Raw genomic sequence first — 16,208 nt, 5'->3', positions numbered from 1 at the left:
GTCCGTCAGGGTCGTCGACGACGGTCCTCGAGCCGCCGTTTTTGTAGGGGCCGCCTAGGCCCATCTCTCCCTCGTTTCGACGGATGTATTGTTCCGGACTGGAATACAGCGACCAACGACCAGTATCACCGATGTACGATCACGACACCGATTACCGATTGCGAGCGGCCCAGGAGTACCGACGACGCCCTTCGCGGGCGGTGAGAGCATGAGTGCCGATAGCGACCTCGAGTCACAGGACCGAGACGGAGACCGGGACCGCGGCCTCGAGGGCACCTACGACCCCGAAACCATCGAATCCCGATGGCAGGACGCCTGGGTCGACGCGAAGACCTACGCCTACGAGGGCGAACCCGGCCAGGATCCGAACACCACCTACACCATCGACACGCCGCCGCCGACGGTGTCGGGGAGCTTGCACATCGGCCACCTCTACGGCTCGACACTGCAAGACTTCGCGGCCCGCTACCAGCGAATGGCTGACGGGGACGTCCTCTTCCCGTTCGGCTACGACGACAACGGTATCGCCTCCGAGCGCCTCACCGAACAGGACCTCGACATCCGCCACCAGGACTACGAGCGCCGGGAGTTCCAGCAACTCTGCCGGGAGGTCTGTCAGAAGTACGAGGCCGAGTTCACCGAGAAGATGCAGTCGCTGGGGTGCTCGATCGACTGGGATCACACCTACAAGACGATCGAACCGCGCGTCCAGCGGATCTCCCAGCTCTCCTTCATCGACCTCTACGAGAAGGGCCGCGAGTACCGCAAGAAGGCGCCCGCGATCTGGTGTCCCGAGTGCGAGACGGCCATCTCCCAGGTCGAGACGGAGGACGACGAGCGGAACTCGCACTTCAACGACATCGCGTTCGAGATGAGTGGCGATAATCCGCCTCGAGAGGAGTTCGTCATCTCGACGACGCGCCCCGAACTCCTGCCGGCGTGCGTCTCCGTCTTCGTCCACCCCGACGACGAGGAGAACCGGGATCTCGTGGGTGAGACGGCCAGGATCCCGATCTTCGACCACGAGGTGCCGATCATCGAAGACGACCGCGTCGACATGGAGAAAGGCAGCGGCGTCGTCATGTGCTGTACGTTCGGCGACCAAAACGACATCGAGTGGTACCAGGCCCACGACCTGCCCCTGCGAGTCGCCATCGACGAGACCGCGACGATGACCGATCTCGCGGGCGACTACGAGGGACTGAGTACCGAGGAAGCGCGCGAGGCCATCGTCGAGGACCTCCAGGACGAGGGATACCTCCGGGACCGCCGCGAAATCGTCCACGACGTCGGCGTCCACGAGCGCTGTGACACCCCCGTCGAGTACCGCGTCTCCAAGCAGTGGTACGTCGAAATTCTGGACCACAAAGCGGAGTACCTCGAGGCCGGCGAGGCCATGGACTGGTACCCCGAGAAGATGTTTACCAGGTACCGTCACTGGATCGAAGGCCTCGAGTGGGACTGGCTGATCTCGCGCCAGCGCGACTCGGGCATCCCGTTCCCGGTCTGGTACTGTGGCGAGTGCGATCACCCGATCATCGCGGGGAAGGAGGATCTACCGGTCGACCCCCTGAGCGACGACCCGCCGGTCGAGCACTGCCCCGAGTGCGGTGGTGAGGAGTTCGAGGCCGAGGAGGACGTCTTCGACACCTGGGCGACCTCCTCGCTAACGCCGCTTATCAACGCCGGCTGGGACTGGGACGACGATAGCGAGGAGTTCACGATGGCAAACCCGGAACTCTACCCCTTCGACCTGCGCCCACAGGGCCACGACATCATCTCGTTCTGGCTGTTCCACACCATCGTCAAGTGCTACGAACACACCGGCGAGGTGCCCTTCGACGCGACGCTGATCAACGGCCACGTCCTCGACGAGAACCGTGAGAAGATGTCTAAATCACGGGGCAACGTCGTTCAACCCGCCGAGGTGCTCGCGGAGTACCCCGTCGATGCGGTCCGCTTCTGGGCGGCCAGCGCCGCCGTCGGCGACGACTTCCCCTACCAGGACCAGGACATCGTCGCCGGCGAGAAGCTCCTCCGGAAGCTCTGGAACGCCTCGAAGTTGGTCGACAATCTGGCGCCCGCCGAGCCCGAAGAGCCCGCGGAACTCGAGGCCATCGACCGCTGGCTGCTGGCGGAACTCGACGCCACCGTCGAGACCCTCACCGAGCACTTCGAGAACTACGAGTTCGCCAAAGCCCGCAACCACCTCCGGACGTTCTTCTGGAACACGTTCTGTGACGACTACCTCGAGATCGCCAAGACCCGCGCAGACAGCGTCTCGACGCAGTATGCGCTGCGGACGGCCCATCGAACCTTCCTCCTGCTGTGGGCACCCATCCTCCCCCACGCCACCGAGGAGATCTGGCAGGCGGTGTATGCCTCGAGCGCCGAGGCGACGGACGAGGACGAGGACGGGGACGACTTCGACAGCGTCCACACCGAAACCTGGCCCGTTCCACAGGGCTACGAAGCCAACCTCGAGGCCGGCGAGACCGCGATGGAGGTCATCTCCGCGCTCCGCCGGTACAAGTCCGAACGCCAGCTGCCGCTAAACGCCAGCCTCGACAGCGTGGCCGTCTACGGCCCCATCGAGGGCTTCGTGGACGCGGTCCAGGACGTGAGCCACGTCCGGTCGCTCGAGTCGCTCGAGGAACCGCCGGAGATCACCACCGAGGTTGCATCGATCGACCTCGACTACGCGACCCTCGGCCCGAAGTACGGGGCGAAAGTCGGCGAGATCGACGCGGCCATCGACGCTGGCGAGTACGAGCTCGAAGACGAGACGCTCGCCGTCGCGGGCGAGGAACTCGAGGCCGACGTGTTCGAGGTCGACCTCGAGCGAACCTACTCGGGCGACGGTGAGATGATCGAGACGGAGTCGGCGGTCGTCATCGTCGACGACGAACGGGCGGACTGAGTCCGTCGGATTTCGCGCGTTCTGTCCGAGTTCCCGCAAGTTATTCGACGCCCAGGACTCCCGAACGGTCGTGGAAATCGAGCACGTTGGCTATATACGTTCACTGGTAAGAACGACGAGAGCGACGGGTGCACACACTGCGCCGCTCGAGGCAATGGACGACCAGGACATTCAACGACGAAGCGAAGCAACGGTCGCGTTCGAACGATCGCTCGAGTCACTCGTGCTCGAGCGCGTCGCCACCGCGTTACACCACGTCCACCTGCCGAAACTGGCCGACGCCAACGTCGTCGCCTACGAGCGCGAAATCGGCCGCGTGGAGCGACTGCCGGCCGCCGCACAGCTCGACCCGTTCCTCGAGTTGGTCGACGACGAGAACTAGCTGACCCCCGGTTTTCCGTTCATTCGACCGCAGCCCGCCGAGCTGCTTCGCACAGTTTCGCCCGGGTCGCCAGCGCCAGAAACAGCGCCAGCAGCGTGACGGTTACCTCACCAGCGCCGATGACGCCCAGCGCGTCAGCCCCGAGGTACATCGGTTCGGTTCGCTCGAGTGGGATCGCCGTGTGGTGGAGGTCGCCGACAACGGGAACGAAGTAATCCAGGACGAGGTTGACGCCGTAGTACGCGAGCGCGACGGCGACGGCCCAGACGGGAAAGTCGGAGATCCGGTGGAGGACGAACGCCTGGACGACCATCGCGAGGTGGCTCCAGAAGAGGAAGTGGAACATCAGCGGGTCGAGGTAGCTGTAGGCGTTCCAGAAGGCGAGCAGCGTGTAGGGCGTCCAGAGTCCGAGGATGATGTTTCCGAAGAAGGCGATGGCGGTGAGCCAGGGCTGTTCGTGACCGAGTTTCCAGGCGGCGATAGCCAGTGCGATGGCCAGGGTCGCCAGCGGGCTGTCGGGAACGAACGGCCACATCACGGGCGACGTCGACAGGAGCTGGGCCTGGTAGTACCAGAACCCGAAGACCGTCCCCGCGAGGTTGATCGCGACCACGAGCCACGCGAACCGGAGCCCCAGGTCCTCGAGCGCCGTCGGTACCGGCGCCAGGTATCGCGGGAGCGGCTGGCGGTCGGCCACTCGCGTGTGTACTGTCATCGTGACCGACCACGAAGACGGGGTGCAAAACGATAGCGGTCCGTCTCTTCGGTGTCCGAACCCGTCGACTGCTCGCTCGAGTCGAGCGTTCGACCGTCGAACGGGGTGCGGCTACGTCGGGACGGCGGTGTGATGGGACGGCGGTACGGTGGACGGCGGTATGATGGGACGGCGATACGGTGGACGGCGGTGTGATGGGACGGCGGTACGGCAGAACGGTGGGGCGACGGTATGGCGGAGACGACGAAGGCGCGTGCGAGTCCTTTATGTGCCCGCCGTCTGAATATCAACCAATGAAATCCGATGGATCGTCAATGGCTGGCGAGGATCGAACGTTCACCCGCGAGATCATGTTCGTCATGCTCCTGTGGATCATCGCCGTCGTCGCCGCCGGCATCGTCCTGATCCTCTTCCGGGACGTACTGACCGGCCTGTTCTGAGGGACTTAGTCCGACGCGACAAACTCGAGGGGTGACTCGACGAGTCGAGGGGCCCGTCATCGGCTTCCTTCGTCGATCACCGATTCAGCGTTCGAGCGATCAAAGCATTCGATACCGGAACAACAGATAGACGATTACGAAGACGAACGCGCTCGCGAAGAGGTACTCGCCGATCGAGATTGCGTAGACGAGCGCCCCCGTGTTGAGCGCGATACCGAAGAGGTAGATCGGCCCCAACCGCTCGGTGTTCATACGGATCTCACCCGACGGGGTGCCTCGAGTCGGTCGGCCACCAGTCTGTCAACGGCCATCGTCGTTCTCTCGAGGTGCCAGGGACCTCAATCCGTCGGTCGTAACTGGATCCGAAACCGATAGCACCATCGAGCCCCAGAAACCGGTATGAACGAACCCGGCGCGGGATCCCTCCTGGATCAGGCGACCCTCGAGGCACGCGTCGAGTCGGGTGCGGCCCCCGACTGGGTCGTAGCGCACTACGAAAGCTTCACCGACGGGCTCCTCGGGAGCCACGACGACAGTCCCTTCCCCTGTTACTTCGGTGTCGAGTCCGTTCAGAAGGGGTGGCCGCTGTACACCACCGTCGAGTCGATGACCGACAGGGACGCCCTCTTCGCGCTGGGCGAAGCCATCCTCGAGTACCTCGACGTGTACGAAAGTCACAGCGAACTGGCCTCACTGGTGACGTTCTTCAAGCCGCCCGAACGCAGGTTGAGCGAGCGGGAGTACCACGAGGCCCTCTGGCACATTCTGCAAGTGCTCCACGCCCACGACCCCGAGCCCTGGCCCGAGGACATCCCGGCCGATCCCGACACCAGCACCTGGGAGTTCTGCTTCGGCGGCGAGCCCATGTTTCCGACCTGCCGGGCCCCGTTCTACGACGTCCGTCGGAGTCGTTACTGCCCGGTCGGCCTCGAGATTACCTTCCAGCCCCGGGCACTGTTCGAGGGAATCACTGCCGACACGGCTGCCGGCCAGCGCGCCCGGGAGGTTATCCAGGGTCGCCTCGAGGACTACGACGGCGTCTGTCCTCATGTCGACCTCGGGGACTGGGGCGTCGAGGGCGACCGCGAGTGGGTGCAGTACATGCTCTCCTCTGACGAGTCGCAGTTCCCCGACGCCTGTCCCATGCAGGTGAGCCGCGAGCACCCGAAGGGACCGGTCGTCATCGGCGATTGACCGGGACTCGAGACAGCGGCGTTCGAGGCGGCAGGGAAACGCGGAACTGGCACGCCCAGGCCGACGGTGCCACCGACGAGCAAGCGGGTACTCGACTGTCCGTGATCAGCGGTCAGCCGTTCGATTCGAGGCCAGGGAAATTTCGAAGACGCCGGCGATCAGACCCGCCAGCCCCAGTAGAAGTACGCCGGTGACACCGGTGACAACGACGGGTTCGCGTTGTAACGTCGTCAGGAGAATCGAAACGGCGAGGAGCGTAGAGAGCACACCCACGACGCCGAGAGCGCCGGCGACGCCGGGGCGAACCCATGCGAAGCCGGAATCGGGAACCCGAGCGCGCCCACGAACGAGAGACGCGACCGCCGCCCCCGCGAGTCCGAGGACGAGGACGTAGGCGACAAACAGGATCGAGGAAGTGGCGTCCGCGAACTCGACGGCGACTATTTCCTCGAGGACGCCGAACCCCACGACGAGGAGGTAGCCCGGGAGCTGCAGGGGCTGAAACGACGTCGAGTGGGCGAGGGCGTACAGACCGCCGAATATGGCCGTCGCGACGACGGCGTCGCGGACGAACGCCTGCTGGCGCGCGTGCATCGGTTACGTGTACGCTCTCCGACAACATAGGTGTGCCGTCCACTCCTCGCTCGAGCGTCCCCCACGGTTCCGATCCGGCAGATCCGTCTGCCCAACCGATTCCTCTTTACTCCCGGAGTGATTCACCACGGGTATGAGCCGGTTCGAGGAGGTGGACGACCAGTACGATCCCCACGCGCTCGAGGAGCGCGTGTTCGACTACTGGGACGAGGTCGACGCCTACGAACGAACGAAGCAGCATCGCGCCGACGGCGAGTCGTTCTTCTTCGTCGACGGCCCGCCGTACACCTCCGGGGCGGCCCACATGGGCACGACCTGGAACAAGAGCCTCAAAGACCTCTACATCCGCTTCAAGCGGATGCAGGGGTACGACGTCACCGACCGGCCGGGCTACGACATGCACGGCCTGCCGATCGAGACGAAAGTCGAGGAGGAACTCGGCTTCGAGAACAAGAAGGACATCGAGGAGTTCGGCGAGGAGAACTTCATCCAGGCGTGCAAGGAGTACGCCGACGAGCAACTCGAGGGCCTGCAGTCGGACTTCAAGTCCTTCGGCGTCTGGATGGACTGGGACGACCCGTACAAGACGGTGAATCCCGAGTACATGGAGGCCGCCTGGTGGGGCTTCTCGAAGGCCGCCGAGCGCGGGCTTGTCGAGCAGGGGCAGCGCTCAATCTCGCAGTGTCCCCGGTGTGAGACCGGCCTCGCGAACAACGAAGTCGAGTACGAAGACGTCGAGGATCCCTCGATCTACGTAAAATTCGATCTCGTCGATCACGAGGGATCGATCGTCATCTGGACGACCACCCCGTGGACCATCCCCGCGAACGCCTTCACGGCGGTCGATCCGGACCTCGAGTACGTCGGTGTTCGCGCGGAAAGGGATGGGGACGAAGAGGTGCTCTACGTCGCCGAAGCCTGCCTCGAGGGCGTCCTGAAGAAGGGGCACTACGAGGACTACGAGGTCCTCGAGGAACTCACCGGCGAGGAGATGCTCGGATGGGAGTACGAACACCCCCTCGCGGAGGAGGTGCCCGACCACGCGAGTCACGAGGGCGCCCACCAGGTGTACGCCGCGGACTACGTCGAGGCCGACCGCACGGGCCTCGTCCACTCCGCACCCGGCCACGGTGAGGAGGACTTCGTCCGCGGCCGCGAACTCGGGTTCCCAATCTTCTGTCCCGTCGGGAGCGACGGCGTCTACACCGAAGAAGGCGGGAAGTACGAAGGGCAGTTCGTCAAGGAGGCCGACGAGGAGATTACCGCCGACCTCGAGGCAAACGGCGCTCTCCTCGCCTCGGAGACGGTCACCCACAGCTACGGGCACTGCTGGCGCTGTGACACCGGCATCATCCAGATCGTCACCGACCAGTGGTTCATCACGATCACGGACGTCAAGGACGAACTCCTCGAGAACATCGAGGACAGCGAGTGGTTCCCCGACTGGGCTCGCGACAATCGCTTCCGGGACTTCGTCGAGGACGCCCCCGACTGGAACGTCTCCCGCCAGCGCTACTGGGGCATCCCGATCCCGATCTGGACACCCGAGGGACGCGACGACGACGAGGACATGATCGTCGTCAGCACCCGCGAGGAGCTCGCCGAGCGGGTCGACCAGGACGTCGATCCCAACACCGTCGACATCCACAAGGACGTCGTCGACGACCTCACGATCACCGAAGACGGGACGACCTACACCCGCGTGCCAGACGTCTTCGACGTCTGGCTCGACTCCTCGGTGGCGTCGTGGGGGACGCTCAACTTCCCCGGCGAACAGGAGCGATTCGAGGAGCTCTGGCCCGCCGACTTCATCCTCGAGGCCCACGACCAGACGCGGGGCTGGTTCTGGTCCCAGCTGGGGATGGGCACCGCCGCGATGGGCGAGGTTCCCTACGACACGGTGCTGATGCACGGTCACGCGCTGGACGAGGACGGTCGGAAGATGTCCAAGTCGGTCGGGAACGTCGTGGAACCGCACGAGGCCATCGAGCGCCACGGCTCCGACGCGATGCGAATGTTCCTGCTCTCGGCGAACCCGCAGGGCGAGGACATGCGCTTCTCGTGGGACGGCATGCGGACGATGGAAAACCACCTCCGGACGCTCTGGAACGTGTTCCGGTTCCCGCTGCCGTACATGCAACTGGACGGGTTCGATCCGAGCGAGACGGGGCTCGAGTCAGTCGATTCGGACCTCGAACTGGTCGACGAGTGGGTCCTCGCCCGCCTCCAGTCCACGAAGGACGAGATGACCGAGCACCTCGAGCAATTCCGCCAGGATCGCGCCCTCGAGGCGCTGCTCGAGTTCCTCGTCGAGGACGTCTCTCGGTTCTACGTCCAGGCGGTTCGCGAGCGCATGTGGGACGAATCGGACAGCCCCTCGAAGGCGGCCGCGTACGCGACGATCTACCGCGTCCTCCGCGAGGTCGTGGTGCTGCTCGCGCCCTACGCGCCGTTCGTCACCGAGGAGATCTACGGCACCCTCACTGGCGACGACGGCCATCCGACAGTCCACATGGAAGACTGGCCCGCGGTCGAAGAGTACTGGGCCGATCCCGAACTCGAGACCGACGTGGCCTACGTCCGCGCCATCGAGGAGGCGGGGGCGAACGCCCGCCAGCAGGCAGGTCGCAAGCTCCGCTGGCCCGTTCCGCGCGTGGTCGTCGCCGCAGACGACGAGCGCGCCGTCGAGGCCGTCGAGCGCCACGAGTCCCTCGTGGCCGACCGGCTCAACGCCCGCGCGGTCGAACTTATCGGCCCCGGCCAGCAGTGGGGCGAACTCGCCTACAGCGCCGAGGCGGACATGAGCGAACTCGGCCCCGCCTTCGGCGGCCGCGCCGGTGAGGTCATGAACGCGCTCAACGAGGCCCGAATCGAGGAACCGAGCCTCGAGGCGCTCGAGGCGGCCGTCTCGGACGCGCTCGAGGACGAGAAACTGACCGAGGAGATGGTCTCGTTCGTCACCCAGACCCCCGACGACGTGGCCGGTACCGCGTTCGGCCTCGACGGCGACGACAGAGGCGTGGTCTACGTCGACGCCTCGCTCACCGACGACATCGAGAGCGAGGGTTACGCACGGGAGGTCATCCGCCGCGTTCAGGAGATGCGCAAGGAACTCGACCTGGACGTCGAAGAGCGCATCGTGCTCGAGATCGAGATCGAGGACGACCGCGTATCCGACCTCGTCCGCCAGCGCGAGGACCTGATCCGCGAGGAGGTCCGCGCCGAAGCGCTTCGAGCGGTCGAGGCGGACGGCCCCGACGCCTACCAGAAGTCGTGGGACGTCGAGGGCGTGACGATGGAGTTGGCGCTCGAGCCGGTTGCGGCGGCGGAAGCGTCGGACTGATCGGCTCGAGAGCGATTCCGGCCACGGAACGCGAGCGGAAGCGAGCGTTTGCCTTTTTGGTCTCTTGGCGAGCACCCGTGCTCGCCAGACAGAGTTTTGCGCGAGTAGCGCTGGACGCGGAACCGGCGGCCGTATCCGACGGCTAACGAAAGCTGATAGTCGTGGCGAGCGAAGGATCGTTCATGTCCGCCCGACCGGCCGTGTTGTTGACGAACGACGACGGGATCGACGCGACGGGAATCCGGGCGCTCTACGACGCACTCGAGTCCGTCACGGACGTGACGATGGTCGCACCCGCCACCGACCGGAGCGGCATGTCCCGGAGCGACTCCAGTGCGTTCACCGTCGAGGAGCGAGCGGAGGGCTACGCCGTCCACGGAACGCCGGTCGACTGCGTCCACTTCGGGCGAGGCAAACTCGAGCGGGAGTTCGACGTCGTCGTCTCCGGCTGTAACGACAGCCCCAACCTCGGCGCGCACAAGATCGAGCGCTCGGGGACGGTCTGTGCGGCCATCGAGGCCGGCTTCCTCGGCCTGCCGGGAATCGCCCTCTCGCTGTACGACTCCGTGACGGGGAGCCGCGAGTTCGGGCGGGACGAGTACGCCGACGCCGAGCGGATCACCCGGTACCTGGTCCGGGAAACCCTCGAGCTCGGCGACCGACGGCCGTTCGACTACCTCAACGTCAACGTGCCCGCCGGCGAGTCCGACCCACGGATCAGGATCACGGAACCCACCTACCACTTTGACGTGCGGATCGACGAGCGACCGGATGGCACCTACCGCGCCTGGGATCACTTCTACGACCCGCTGGACCCGAGCGTGGACGTCGACCTGACCGATCCCGTCGGCACCGACCGCCGGGCCGTCGCCGACGGCGAAGTGTCGATCACGCCGCTGTTCGTCGATCACCGGACGCCCGAACTCGACGCGCTCGAGTCGCTGGCGAGTGGGTACTCGAGCGACGGTGAGGGGCGTCGCTAGGCGATTCGAACGATCGGCTGGTACCCGCGAATCATGCTATCGGAACTATAGTGAAGTGCTCGAGAGACCGAGTTCACGAGTTAGGATCAAAAACTACCCGCCCTTGATCAACCGCAGGACGGTCATCCTCTCGGCGTCGATCGGCTGATCCTCGGGCACCGGACGACCGTCGACCAGGACGCTCACCTCGTGGGGACTGAGGTCCACGGCAGCGAGGGCGTCGGCGTAGGTGGGGGCGTCGCCGTCGCACTCGAGGGCCGCGAACTCGAGTTCTCTCGTCCCCTCGCCTTTGACGTCGACGGTTACGCGGTCGGGCATTCGTGTTCGGCTCGAGGTTGCCGTCGGGAGCACTTGAGCGCGTCGTTCGCGGTCTGCACGTTCACGCGGCGGCGTCGCCGGGCTCCGGGCGACCGGCGTCGGTAACCGACTGTCTGACCCACCGGTGGTGAGCGAGCAGCCCACCAACGAGTGCCCCGAGGCCGAGAAGGGTGACCAGCAGGTTCAGGAACCAGCCGACGAACGGTACCAGCCCGACGAGGGCGCCGGCGACCAGGCCGACCACCAGCGCGAGCCAGCGGTTGTGGACGTCCACGAGCGAGAGCGCCCACGCGGCGACGGCGAATCGGCGCTTCGGTCGTTTTATTGCCGGCGCTCCCCTCGTCGGGGACATGAGTGAAGACGAGTCCGGGTCGTCGTCTGCCGACACCGAGTCGACCGGCCAGGCGGAGTCCGTCGCCGGGCGAACCGAAGTCTGGATCGAGAAGTACCGGCCCGAGACGTTAGACGAGATCAAGGGCCACGAGAACATCGTCCCCCGACTGGTGAGCTACGTCGAGCAAAACGACCTGCCGAACCTCATGTTCTCGGGGCCGGCCGGCACCGGCAAGACCACGGCCGCGCAGGCCGTCGCCCGCGAACTCTACGGCGAGGACTGGCGGGAGAACTTCCTCGAGTTGAACGCCTCTGACGAGCGCGGCATCGACGTCGTCAGGGATCGAATCAAGAACTTCGCGCGCTCGAGTTTCGGCGGCTACAACTACCGCATCATCTTTTTGGACGAGGCCGACGCGCTCACCAGCGACGCCCAGTCCGCCCTGCGCCGGACGATGGAGCAGTTCTCCCACAACACGCGCTTCATCCTCTCGTGTAACTACTCGAGCCAGATCATCGATCCGATCCAGTCTCGCTGTGCCGTCTTCCGCTTCACGGAACTCTCCGATGATGCCGTCGAGGCACAGGTGCGCGAAATCGCCGATGCCGAGGGTATCGAGGTGACCGACGACGGCGTCGACGCGCTCGTCTACGCCGCCGCGGGGGACATGCGCAAGGCGATCAACGGCCTGCAGGCCGCCGCCGTCATGGGCGACGCCGTCGACGAGGAAGGCGTCTTCGCGATCACGGCGACCGCCCGCCCCGAGGAGGTCGAGGAGATGGTCGAGAAGGCCATCACGGGCGACTTCACGGCGGCCAGGGCCACCCTCGACTCGCTGCTCACCGACCGCGGACTGGCCGGCGGCGACGTGATCGATCAGCTCCACCGGTCAGCCTGGGAGTTCGACCTCGAGGAACTGGCCACGGTGCGCTTACTCGAGCGGCTGGGGGAAGTGGACTATCGGATTACGGAAGGGGCGAACGAACGCCTCCAGCTCGAGGCGATGCTGGCGTCGCTGGCGCTCGAGGAGTGATCATCGTTTCCTGAAACACCTCCGTCGGAACCGACCTGCTCAGCGGAGGGAAGTTCAGGACGATGCTCTCGACGATCCATGGGTGGAACGCCGTATCGACTGTCGGACTCGGTCGCTGGTCGGATGCGGGAGACGAACGGCGAATCCGATTCGTGGATGAATTCACGAGACGGGTGCTACCACGCTATTTTATGCGTGGGTGAGGAGATAGTACTTAAAGATGCCATTTCGAGTGAGCGTATGGATCGTAGACAGGTACTGGCGGTCTGTTGCAGCAGCGCATTAATGCCAGTCGTCGGTTGTCTCGATCGGGATACCAGTACCGCCAGCGACGATCCTCGAGAGACGGATACTAACACAGTGGGTGCTCTCGAGAGCGACCAGATGAGAGCAGTGTACGCGCTTCTCGTTACTGAGGCCCCATCTGAAGTAGACATTACACCATCAACGCGCGAAGCAATCGCAGACGATCCGGTGCTGGACGAGATCCTCTCACGGTCAGTGGAGTCTGGGAGGGACCTTCCAACCGAAAAGCGAGCGAGCGGCGAGTACGAAGTCGTGACGATCGATACCGATGAGATGGATCGAGAGAAACTGTACGACGCCGCTGTCTCTCTCGAGAAACTCCCCGCGTACGACGAAGATTCGACAGAACACCCGTTGGGAAGGTACGTCGAGCACGAAGGTCAGCTACTCGTGTTCGGGTACGGGGTCGACGATTAGGTCATTTCACGGAACATCTGAGTATCGAAACGTACAATGCTGGCATCGCTGGCGCTCGAGGAGTGATTCGCGGGAAAAGAGCACGAGCGAACGAGAGCGCCACGAAACGATTTTGCCGACGACAGTTCTAGTATCGAACATGGTAGTCGATGTCAATCCCGGCGTCGCAATCGTCGGCCTCGTTGGCGTCGGCTGTCTCGCCCTCGCGCTGGCGAGCCTGCGCCACGGCAGCTGGATCCGTCGCGCGTACGGAACGGATCCCGCCGACGAGGCCGGCGCTCGAGCGAACGCGCTCGTGATGGGCGTCGTTGGGGCGTCGATGCTAGCACTCGCGGTCGCCATCGATCTCGAGCTCCCCGAGCGCGCCGTCGGGACCGCCGCGATCATCGGGACGAGCGCACTCTGTATTGGCCTGGGGTGGGCGGTCAGGAGGTACGACCGCCGTGACCTGCTGACGACGCCGAACGTCGACCGCGAGACTGGAAAGCGACTCGGAACCGCCGCGATGCTCTGTGGCGTGCTGGTTCTTCCGCTCGCAGGAGCGCTCTGGCTCGAGGTCGACGCCGGACTCGTCGTTCTCCTGGCTACAGGCGCGGGTCTCGCGTCGTTGCTGTCGATCGGGATTGCCTACCGATAACTACGCCGACGGGTCGCCGCCGTCGGCCGGCGGCTCGAGGTTCGAGCGACGGCCGTCGTCGGTACCGCCAGTGGACTCGGGAACCGGTTCCGGCGCAGCGTCCTCGGGCGACCCTTCCCGGAACTCGAACCGGGCACCACCCGCGTCGCTGTCGGTAACCTCGACGGTCCAGCCGTGCGCCCGGGCGATCTGGTCGACGATGTTCAGTCCGAACCCGGTGCCGCCACTGGCGGTCGTGTACCCGGTTTCGAACACGGACTGGCGCTCGTTCGGCGGGATGCCGACGCCGTCGTCGGCGACGAAGAAGCCGTCCTCGAGGGCACCGACCGTGATGGTCAGATCGCTCGCGTTGGCGTTTCGATCCCCGCCGGATTCACTCGAGCCGTGTTCCACCGAATTTCGAAACAGGTTCTCGAGCGCTTCCCGAAGTCGCGCCCGGTCGGCCTCGAGCGACTGGTTCTCGCCGAGTTGCAGCGTCGCCCCGTCGGTGTCGACTGCCGACCAGGCGTCCGTCGCCACCGCGTGGATCTCGAGGGGTTCGGTGTCGTCGATGACGTCGCCGCGTCGCGAGAGCGTGAGCAGCCGTTCGATGAGTTCGTCCATCCGATCGAGCGCGTCGTCGATCTCCGCGAGGTGGGACTGATCGCCGGTCTCGTCGAGCAACTCGAGGTAGCCCTGGGCGACGTTGAGCGGGTTGCGGAGGTCGTGGCTGACGATGCTGGCGAACTCGTCTAGGCGCTCGTTCTTCGCCGTGAGCGCGCGTTCGTGGCGCTTCTGGTCGGTGATGTCGGTGTAGATGGCGTACCCCTCGACGCTTCGTTCGCCGGCGGTGAGGGGGACGACGTTGACCAGGAAGTCCCGAACGTCGGTCGCGGTTCGCCGCCGCGTGACCACGCGCAGGGTTTCGCCGGCGAACAGCGCCTCGTTGAGCTGACGAGCTTCGTCCTCGTACCCCGGTGGGATGATGTAGTCGTCGACGGCCTCGTGCAGAACGGTCTCGGTGTCGAATCCGAAGACCTCCTCGAATCGGTCGTTGACCGCCCGGACGGTCGGTTCGCCGTCCGAGAGGTGGTACTGGACGGCGGGGTCGGGGACGTTGTCGAACAGCGCTGAGAGCCGATCCCGTTCCTCGACGAGGCTGGCTTCGGCGCGCGCCCTGCCGATGGCTTCGGTCACGTGGGCACACAGGAGTTCCGCCAGCTCGAGGTCGACGTCGTCGAAGGCGTGTGATTGCTCGGAGACCGCCTGGAAGACGCCGTACTCCCCGAGGGGCACGGTCATCGCCGACTTGAACCGTTCCAGCCCCTCGATTTCCGGGTCTTCGATCACGACTTCGTCGATGATCGACGGCTCGCCCCGTCGGTAGGTCTCGCCGACGATTCCGTGGTCGAGGGGCACCCTCCTGGCCAGTCGCTCGTCCATCGTCTCCGAGTAGGCCTCGGGGACGAGTTCCTCGGTCTCGAGGTCCGCCGAGAGGAAGACGCAGATGTCGAGTTCGAGCACCGTCTCCGTCGTCTCGAGGGCCCGCTCGTAGACTGCCGCCTCGTCAGTCGAGCCGACGATTTTGGTCGTCCCCTCGTGGAGCCTGGTCAGGCGCTCGCGCCGTTCGCGCAACGTCTCCGCGACGCGAAGTCGACTGAGCGTCTGGGCGACGTAGGTCACGAGCAACTCGGCGAACTCGAGGTCGGACTCGTCGTAGGCGCGTTCGTCAGTCGAGATCGCCTGAAAGACGCCGAACTCCTCGATCGGGACGCTGATCGCGGATCGGTAGCCGTCCTCGTGCGGACGGGCGTCGGGGTGATCCGCCACGTCCTCGAGCAGGAACGAGCGTTGTTTCCGGTAGGTCTTCCCGAGGATTCCCTCCGAGAGGTCGTGTGCTCGCGAGATGTCGGCGAACTCGTCCGAGCCGGCGCGAATCACCAGCTTCGTCTCGCCGTCTCGCTCTTCGGCGAGCGAGATCGACGACGCGTCGAATCCGAGGATGGCTTCGGCCGACTCGATGGCGAGGTCGAGGAGGCGTTCCTCGGAACGACACGCGACGAGTCGAGTGGTCATCCGGTGAAGGCGGGCGATCTTCGGTCGATCGACGCTTCCGTCAGCCGTGCCGGTCGTCGACTGTCGCGGCTGTCGCCTACACTGCCAGTCGATCTCGTCAGCCAGGTGAACCGCCGAGTCGCCGGTCCGGCGAACGAACCCGTCGACGCCCTCGAGGGCGTGGATCGGGGTGGAATGGGCACGCGAGTCAGCGTCGGAGTCGGGACCGTTGTCGGGATTGACAGCAGAGACACGGTCGGGATTACCGTAATAGATGAGCGGCGTTCCGCTACAGGCAGCGGCGACGGCCTCGATCGGCGGCCCGTCACCGGTCGTGTCCTCCGCGAAGACGACGCAGTCGGCAGCGACGACGCGCTCGTCGAGGGCTTCGATCGAGTCGACGCACTCGACGGACGACCGCGGCGCCACCCGCTCGAGTTCGCGTTCGAGTTCGAGAACGCCTTCGGGCCTGGTGGTTTCGGCCGACGGCCCGGTGCCGTGTGCAGTTACGTAGAGGACGGTATCGGTCATTGGTAGTGAAGCGAAACGCTGGAATCG

15 protein-coding genes are annotated in these 16,208 nt (G+C 65.2%); 9 read left to right on the top strand and 6 right to left on the bottom strand.

Annotated features, from left to right (window positions below; all coding sequences use genetic code 11):
- Positions 1 to 208 precede the first annotated feature (208 nt).
- Both J1N60_RS05230 and J1N60_RS05225 read left to right on the top strand, forming a co-directional pair.
- Positions 209 to 2,920: a valine--tRNA ligase gene (locus J1N60_RS05230; RefSeq protein ID WP_425499325.1), complete on the top strand. Its 2,712-nt coding sequence runs from the start codon at positions 209 to 211 to the stop codon at positions 2,918 to 2,920.
- Between the two features lie 154 nt (positions 2,921 to 3,074).
- Positions 3,075 to 3,302: a DUF7344 domain-containing protein gene (locus J1N60_RS05225; protein ID WP_312911260.1), complete on the top strand. Its 228-nt coding sequence runs from the start codon at positions 3,075 to 3,077 to the stop codon at positions 3,300 to 3,302.
- 19 nt (positions 3,303 to 3,321) lie between these two features.
- Here J1N60_RS05225 and J1N60_RS05220 read toward each other — a convergent pair whose 3' ends face one another.
- Positions 3,322 to 4,017 (bottom strand): DUF1405 domain-containing protein, encoded by a 696-nt coding sequence (locus J1N60_RS05220; protein WP_312911259.1) that lies wholly within the window; start codon positions 4,015 to 4,017, stop codon positions 3,322 to 3,324.
- Between the two features lie 293 nt (positions 4,018 to 4,310).
- Here J1N60_RS05220 and J1N60_RS05215 point away from each other — a divergent pair, with 293 nt between their 5' ends.
- Positions 4,311 to 4,457: a hypothetical protein gene (locus tag J1N60_RS05215; RefSeq protein ID WP_312911257.1), complete on the top strand. Its 147-nt coding sequence runs from the start codon at positions 4,311 to 4,313 to the stop codon at positions 4,455 to 4,457.
- Positions 4,458 to 4,556: 99 nt separating this feature from the next.
- On the opposite strand, the gene J1N60_RS05210 is transcribed toward J1N60_RS05215, so the two are convergent.
- Positions 4,557 to 4,709 carry a hypothetical protein gene (locus J1N60_RS05210; protein ID WP_312911255.1) on the bottom strand — a complete coding sequence of 51 codons (153 nt, stop codon included), beginning with the start codon at positions 4,707 to 4,709 and terminating at the stop codon, positions 4,557 to 4,559.
- A gap of 147 nt (positions 4,710 to 4,856) precedes the next feature.
- On the opposite strand from J1N60_RS05210, the gene J1N60_RS05205 reads away from it, so the two are divergent.
- Entirely contained in the window at positions 4,857 to 5,651 is a 795-nt protein-coding gene (locus J1N60_RS05205; protein WP_312911253.1) for a YqcI/YcgG family protein, read from the top strand.
- 105 nt (positions 5,652 to 5,756) lie between these two features.
- Here J1N60_RS05205 and J1N60_RS05200 read toward each other — a convergent pair whose 3' ends face one another.
- A complete protein-coding gene (locus J1N60_RS05200; protein ID WP_312911251.1) occupies positions 5,757 to 6,245 on the bottom strand; it encodes a hypothetical protein in 489 nt (162 codons plus the stop codon).
- A gap of 133 nt (positions 6,246 to 6,378) precedes the next feature.
- On the opposite strand from J1N60_RS05200, the gene ileS reads away from it, so the two are divergent.
- Both ileS and surE read left to right on the top strand, forming a co-directional pair.
- Positions 6,379 to 9,588, top strand: a complete 3,210-nt coding sequence (ileS, locus tag J1N60_RS05195) for an isoleucine--tRNA ligase (protein ID WP_312911249.1) — start codon at positions 6,379 to 6,381, stop codon at positions 9,586 to 9,588.
- Positions 9,589 to 9,770: 182 nt separating this feature from the next.
- Positions 9,771 to 10,571, top strand: a complete 801-nt coding sequence (surE, locus tag J1N60_RS05190; RefSeq protein WP_312911247.1) for a 5'/3'-nucleotidase SurE — start codon at positions 9,771 to 9,773, stop codon at positions 10,569 to 10,571.
- A 93-nt stretch (positions 10,572 to 10,664) separates the two neighbouring features.
- On the opposite strand, the gene samp2 is transcribed toward surE, so the two are convergent.
- Both samp2 and J1N60_RS05180 read right to left on the bottom strand, forming a co-directional pair.
- The gene (gene samp2 / locus J1N60_RS05185) at positions 10,665 to 10,889 is read right to left on the bottom strand and encodes a ubiquitin-like small modifier protein SAMP2 (RefSeq protein WP_312911245.1); all 225 of its coding nucleotides are present in this window, start codon (positions 10,887 to 10,889) and stop codon (positions 10,665 to 10,667) included.
- A 61-nt stretch (positions 10,890 to 10,950) separates the two neighbouring features.
- A complete protein-coding gene (locus J1N60_RS05180; protein ID WP_312911243.1) occupies positions 10,951 to 11,241 on the bottom strand; it encodes a hypothetical protein in 291 nt (96 codons plus the stop codon).
- On the opposite strand from J1N60_RS05180, the gene J1N60_RS05175 reads away from it, so the two are divergent.
- The 3 genes from J1N60_RS05175 (at position 11,240) to J1N60_RS05165 (ending at position 13,616) form a co-directional block, all read left to right on the top strand.
- On the top strand, positions 11,240 to 12,256 hold the full coding sequence (locus J1N60_RS05175; RefSeq protein WP_312911241.1) for a replication factor C small subunit: 1,017 nt from the start codon (positions 11,240 to 11,242) through the stop codon (positions 12,254 to 12,256). The two genes, J1N60_RS05180 and J1N60_RS05175, sit on opposite strands and share 2 nt — an antisense overlap.
- A 360-nt stretch (positions 12,257 to 12,616) precedes the next feature.
- Entirely contained in the window at positions 12,617 to 12,979 is a 363-nt protein-coding gene (locus tag J1N60_RS05170) for a hypothetical protein (RefSeq protein WP_312911239.1), read from the top strand.
- A 139-nt stretch (positions 12,980 to 13,118) separates the two neighbouring features.
- On the top strand, positions 13,119 to 13,616 hold the full coding sequence (locus tag J1N60_RS05165) for a hypothetical protein (RefSeq protein WP_312911238.1): 498 nt from the start codon (positions 13,119 to 13,121) through the stop codon (positions 13,614 to 13,616).
- Here J1N60_RS05165 and J1N60_RS05160 read toward each other — a convergent pair whose 3' ends face one another.
- The gene (locus tag J1N60_RS05160) at positions 13,617 to 16,181 is read right to left on the bottom strand and encodes a GAF domain-containing protein (protein WP_312911236.1); all 2,565 of its coding nucleotides are present in this window, start codon (positions 16,179 to 16,181) and stop codon (positions 13,617 to 13,619) included.
- Positions 16,182 to 16,208 lie beyond the last annotated feature (27 nt).

It is taken from the genome of Natronosalvus caseinilyticus (assembly GCF_017357105.1).
Lineage (GTDB): Archaea > Halobacteriota > Halobacteria > Halobacteriales > Natrialbaceae > Natronosalvus > Natronosalvus caseinilyticus.
The sequence above is the reverse complement of the archived record's forward strand: the minus strand, read 5'-3'. Positions and strand labels throughout refer to the sequence as shown.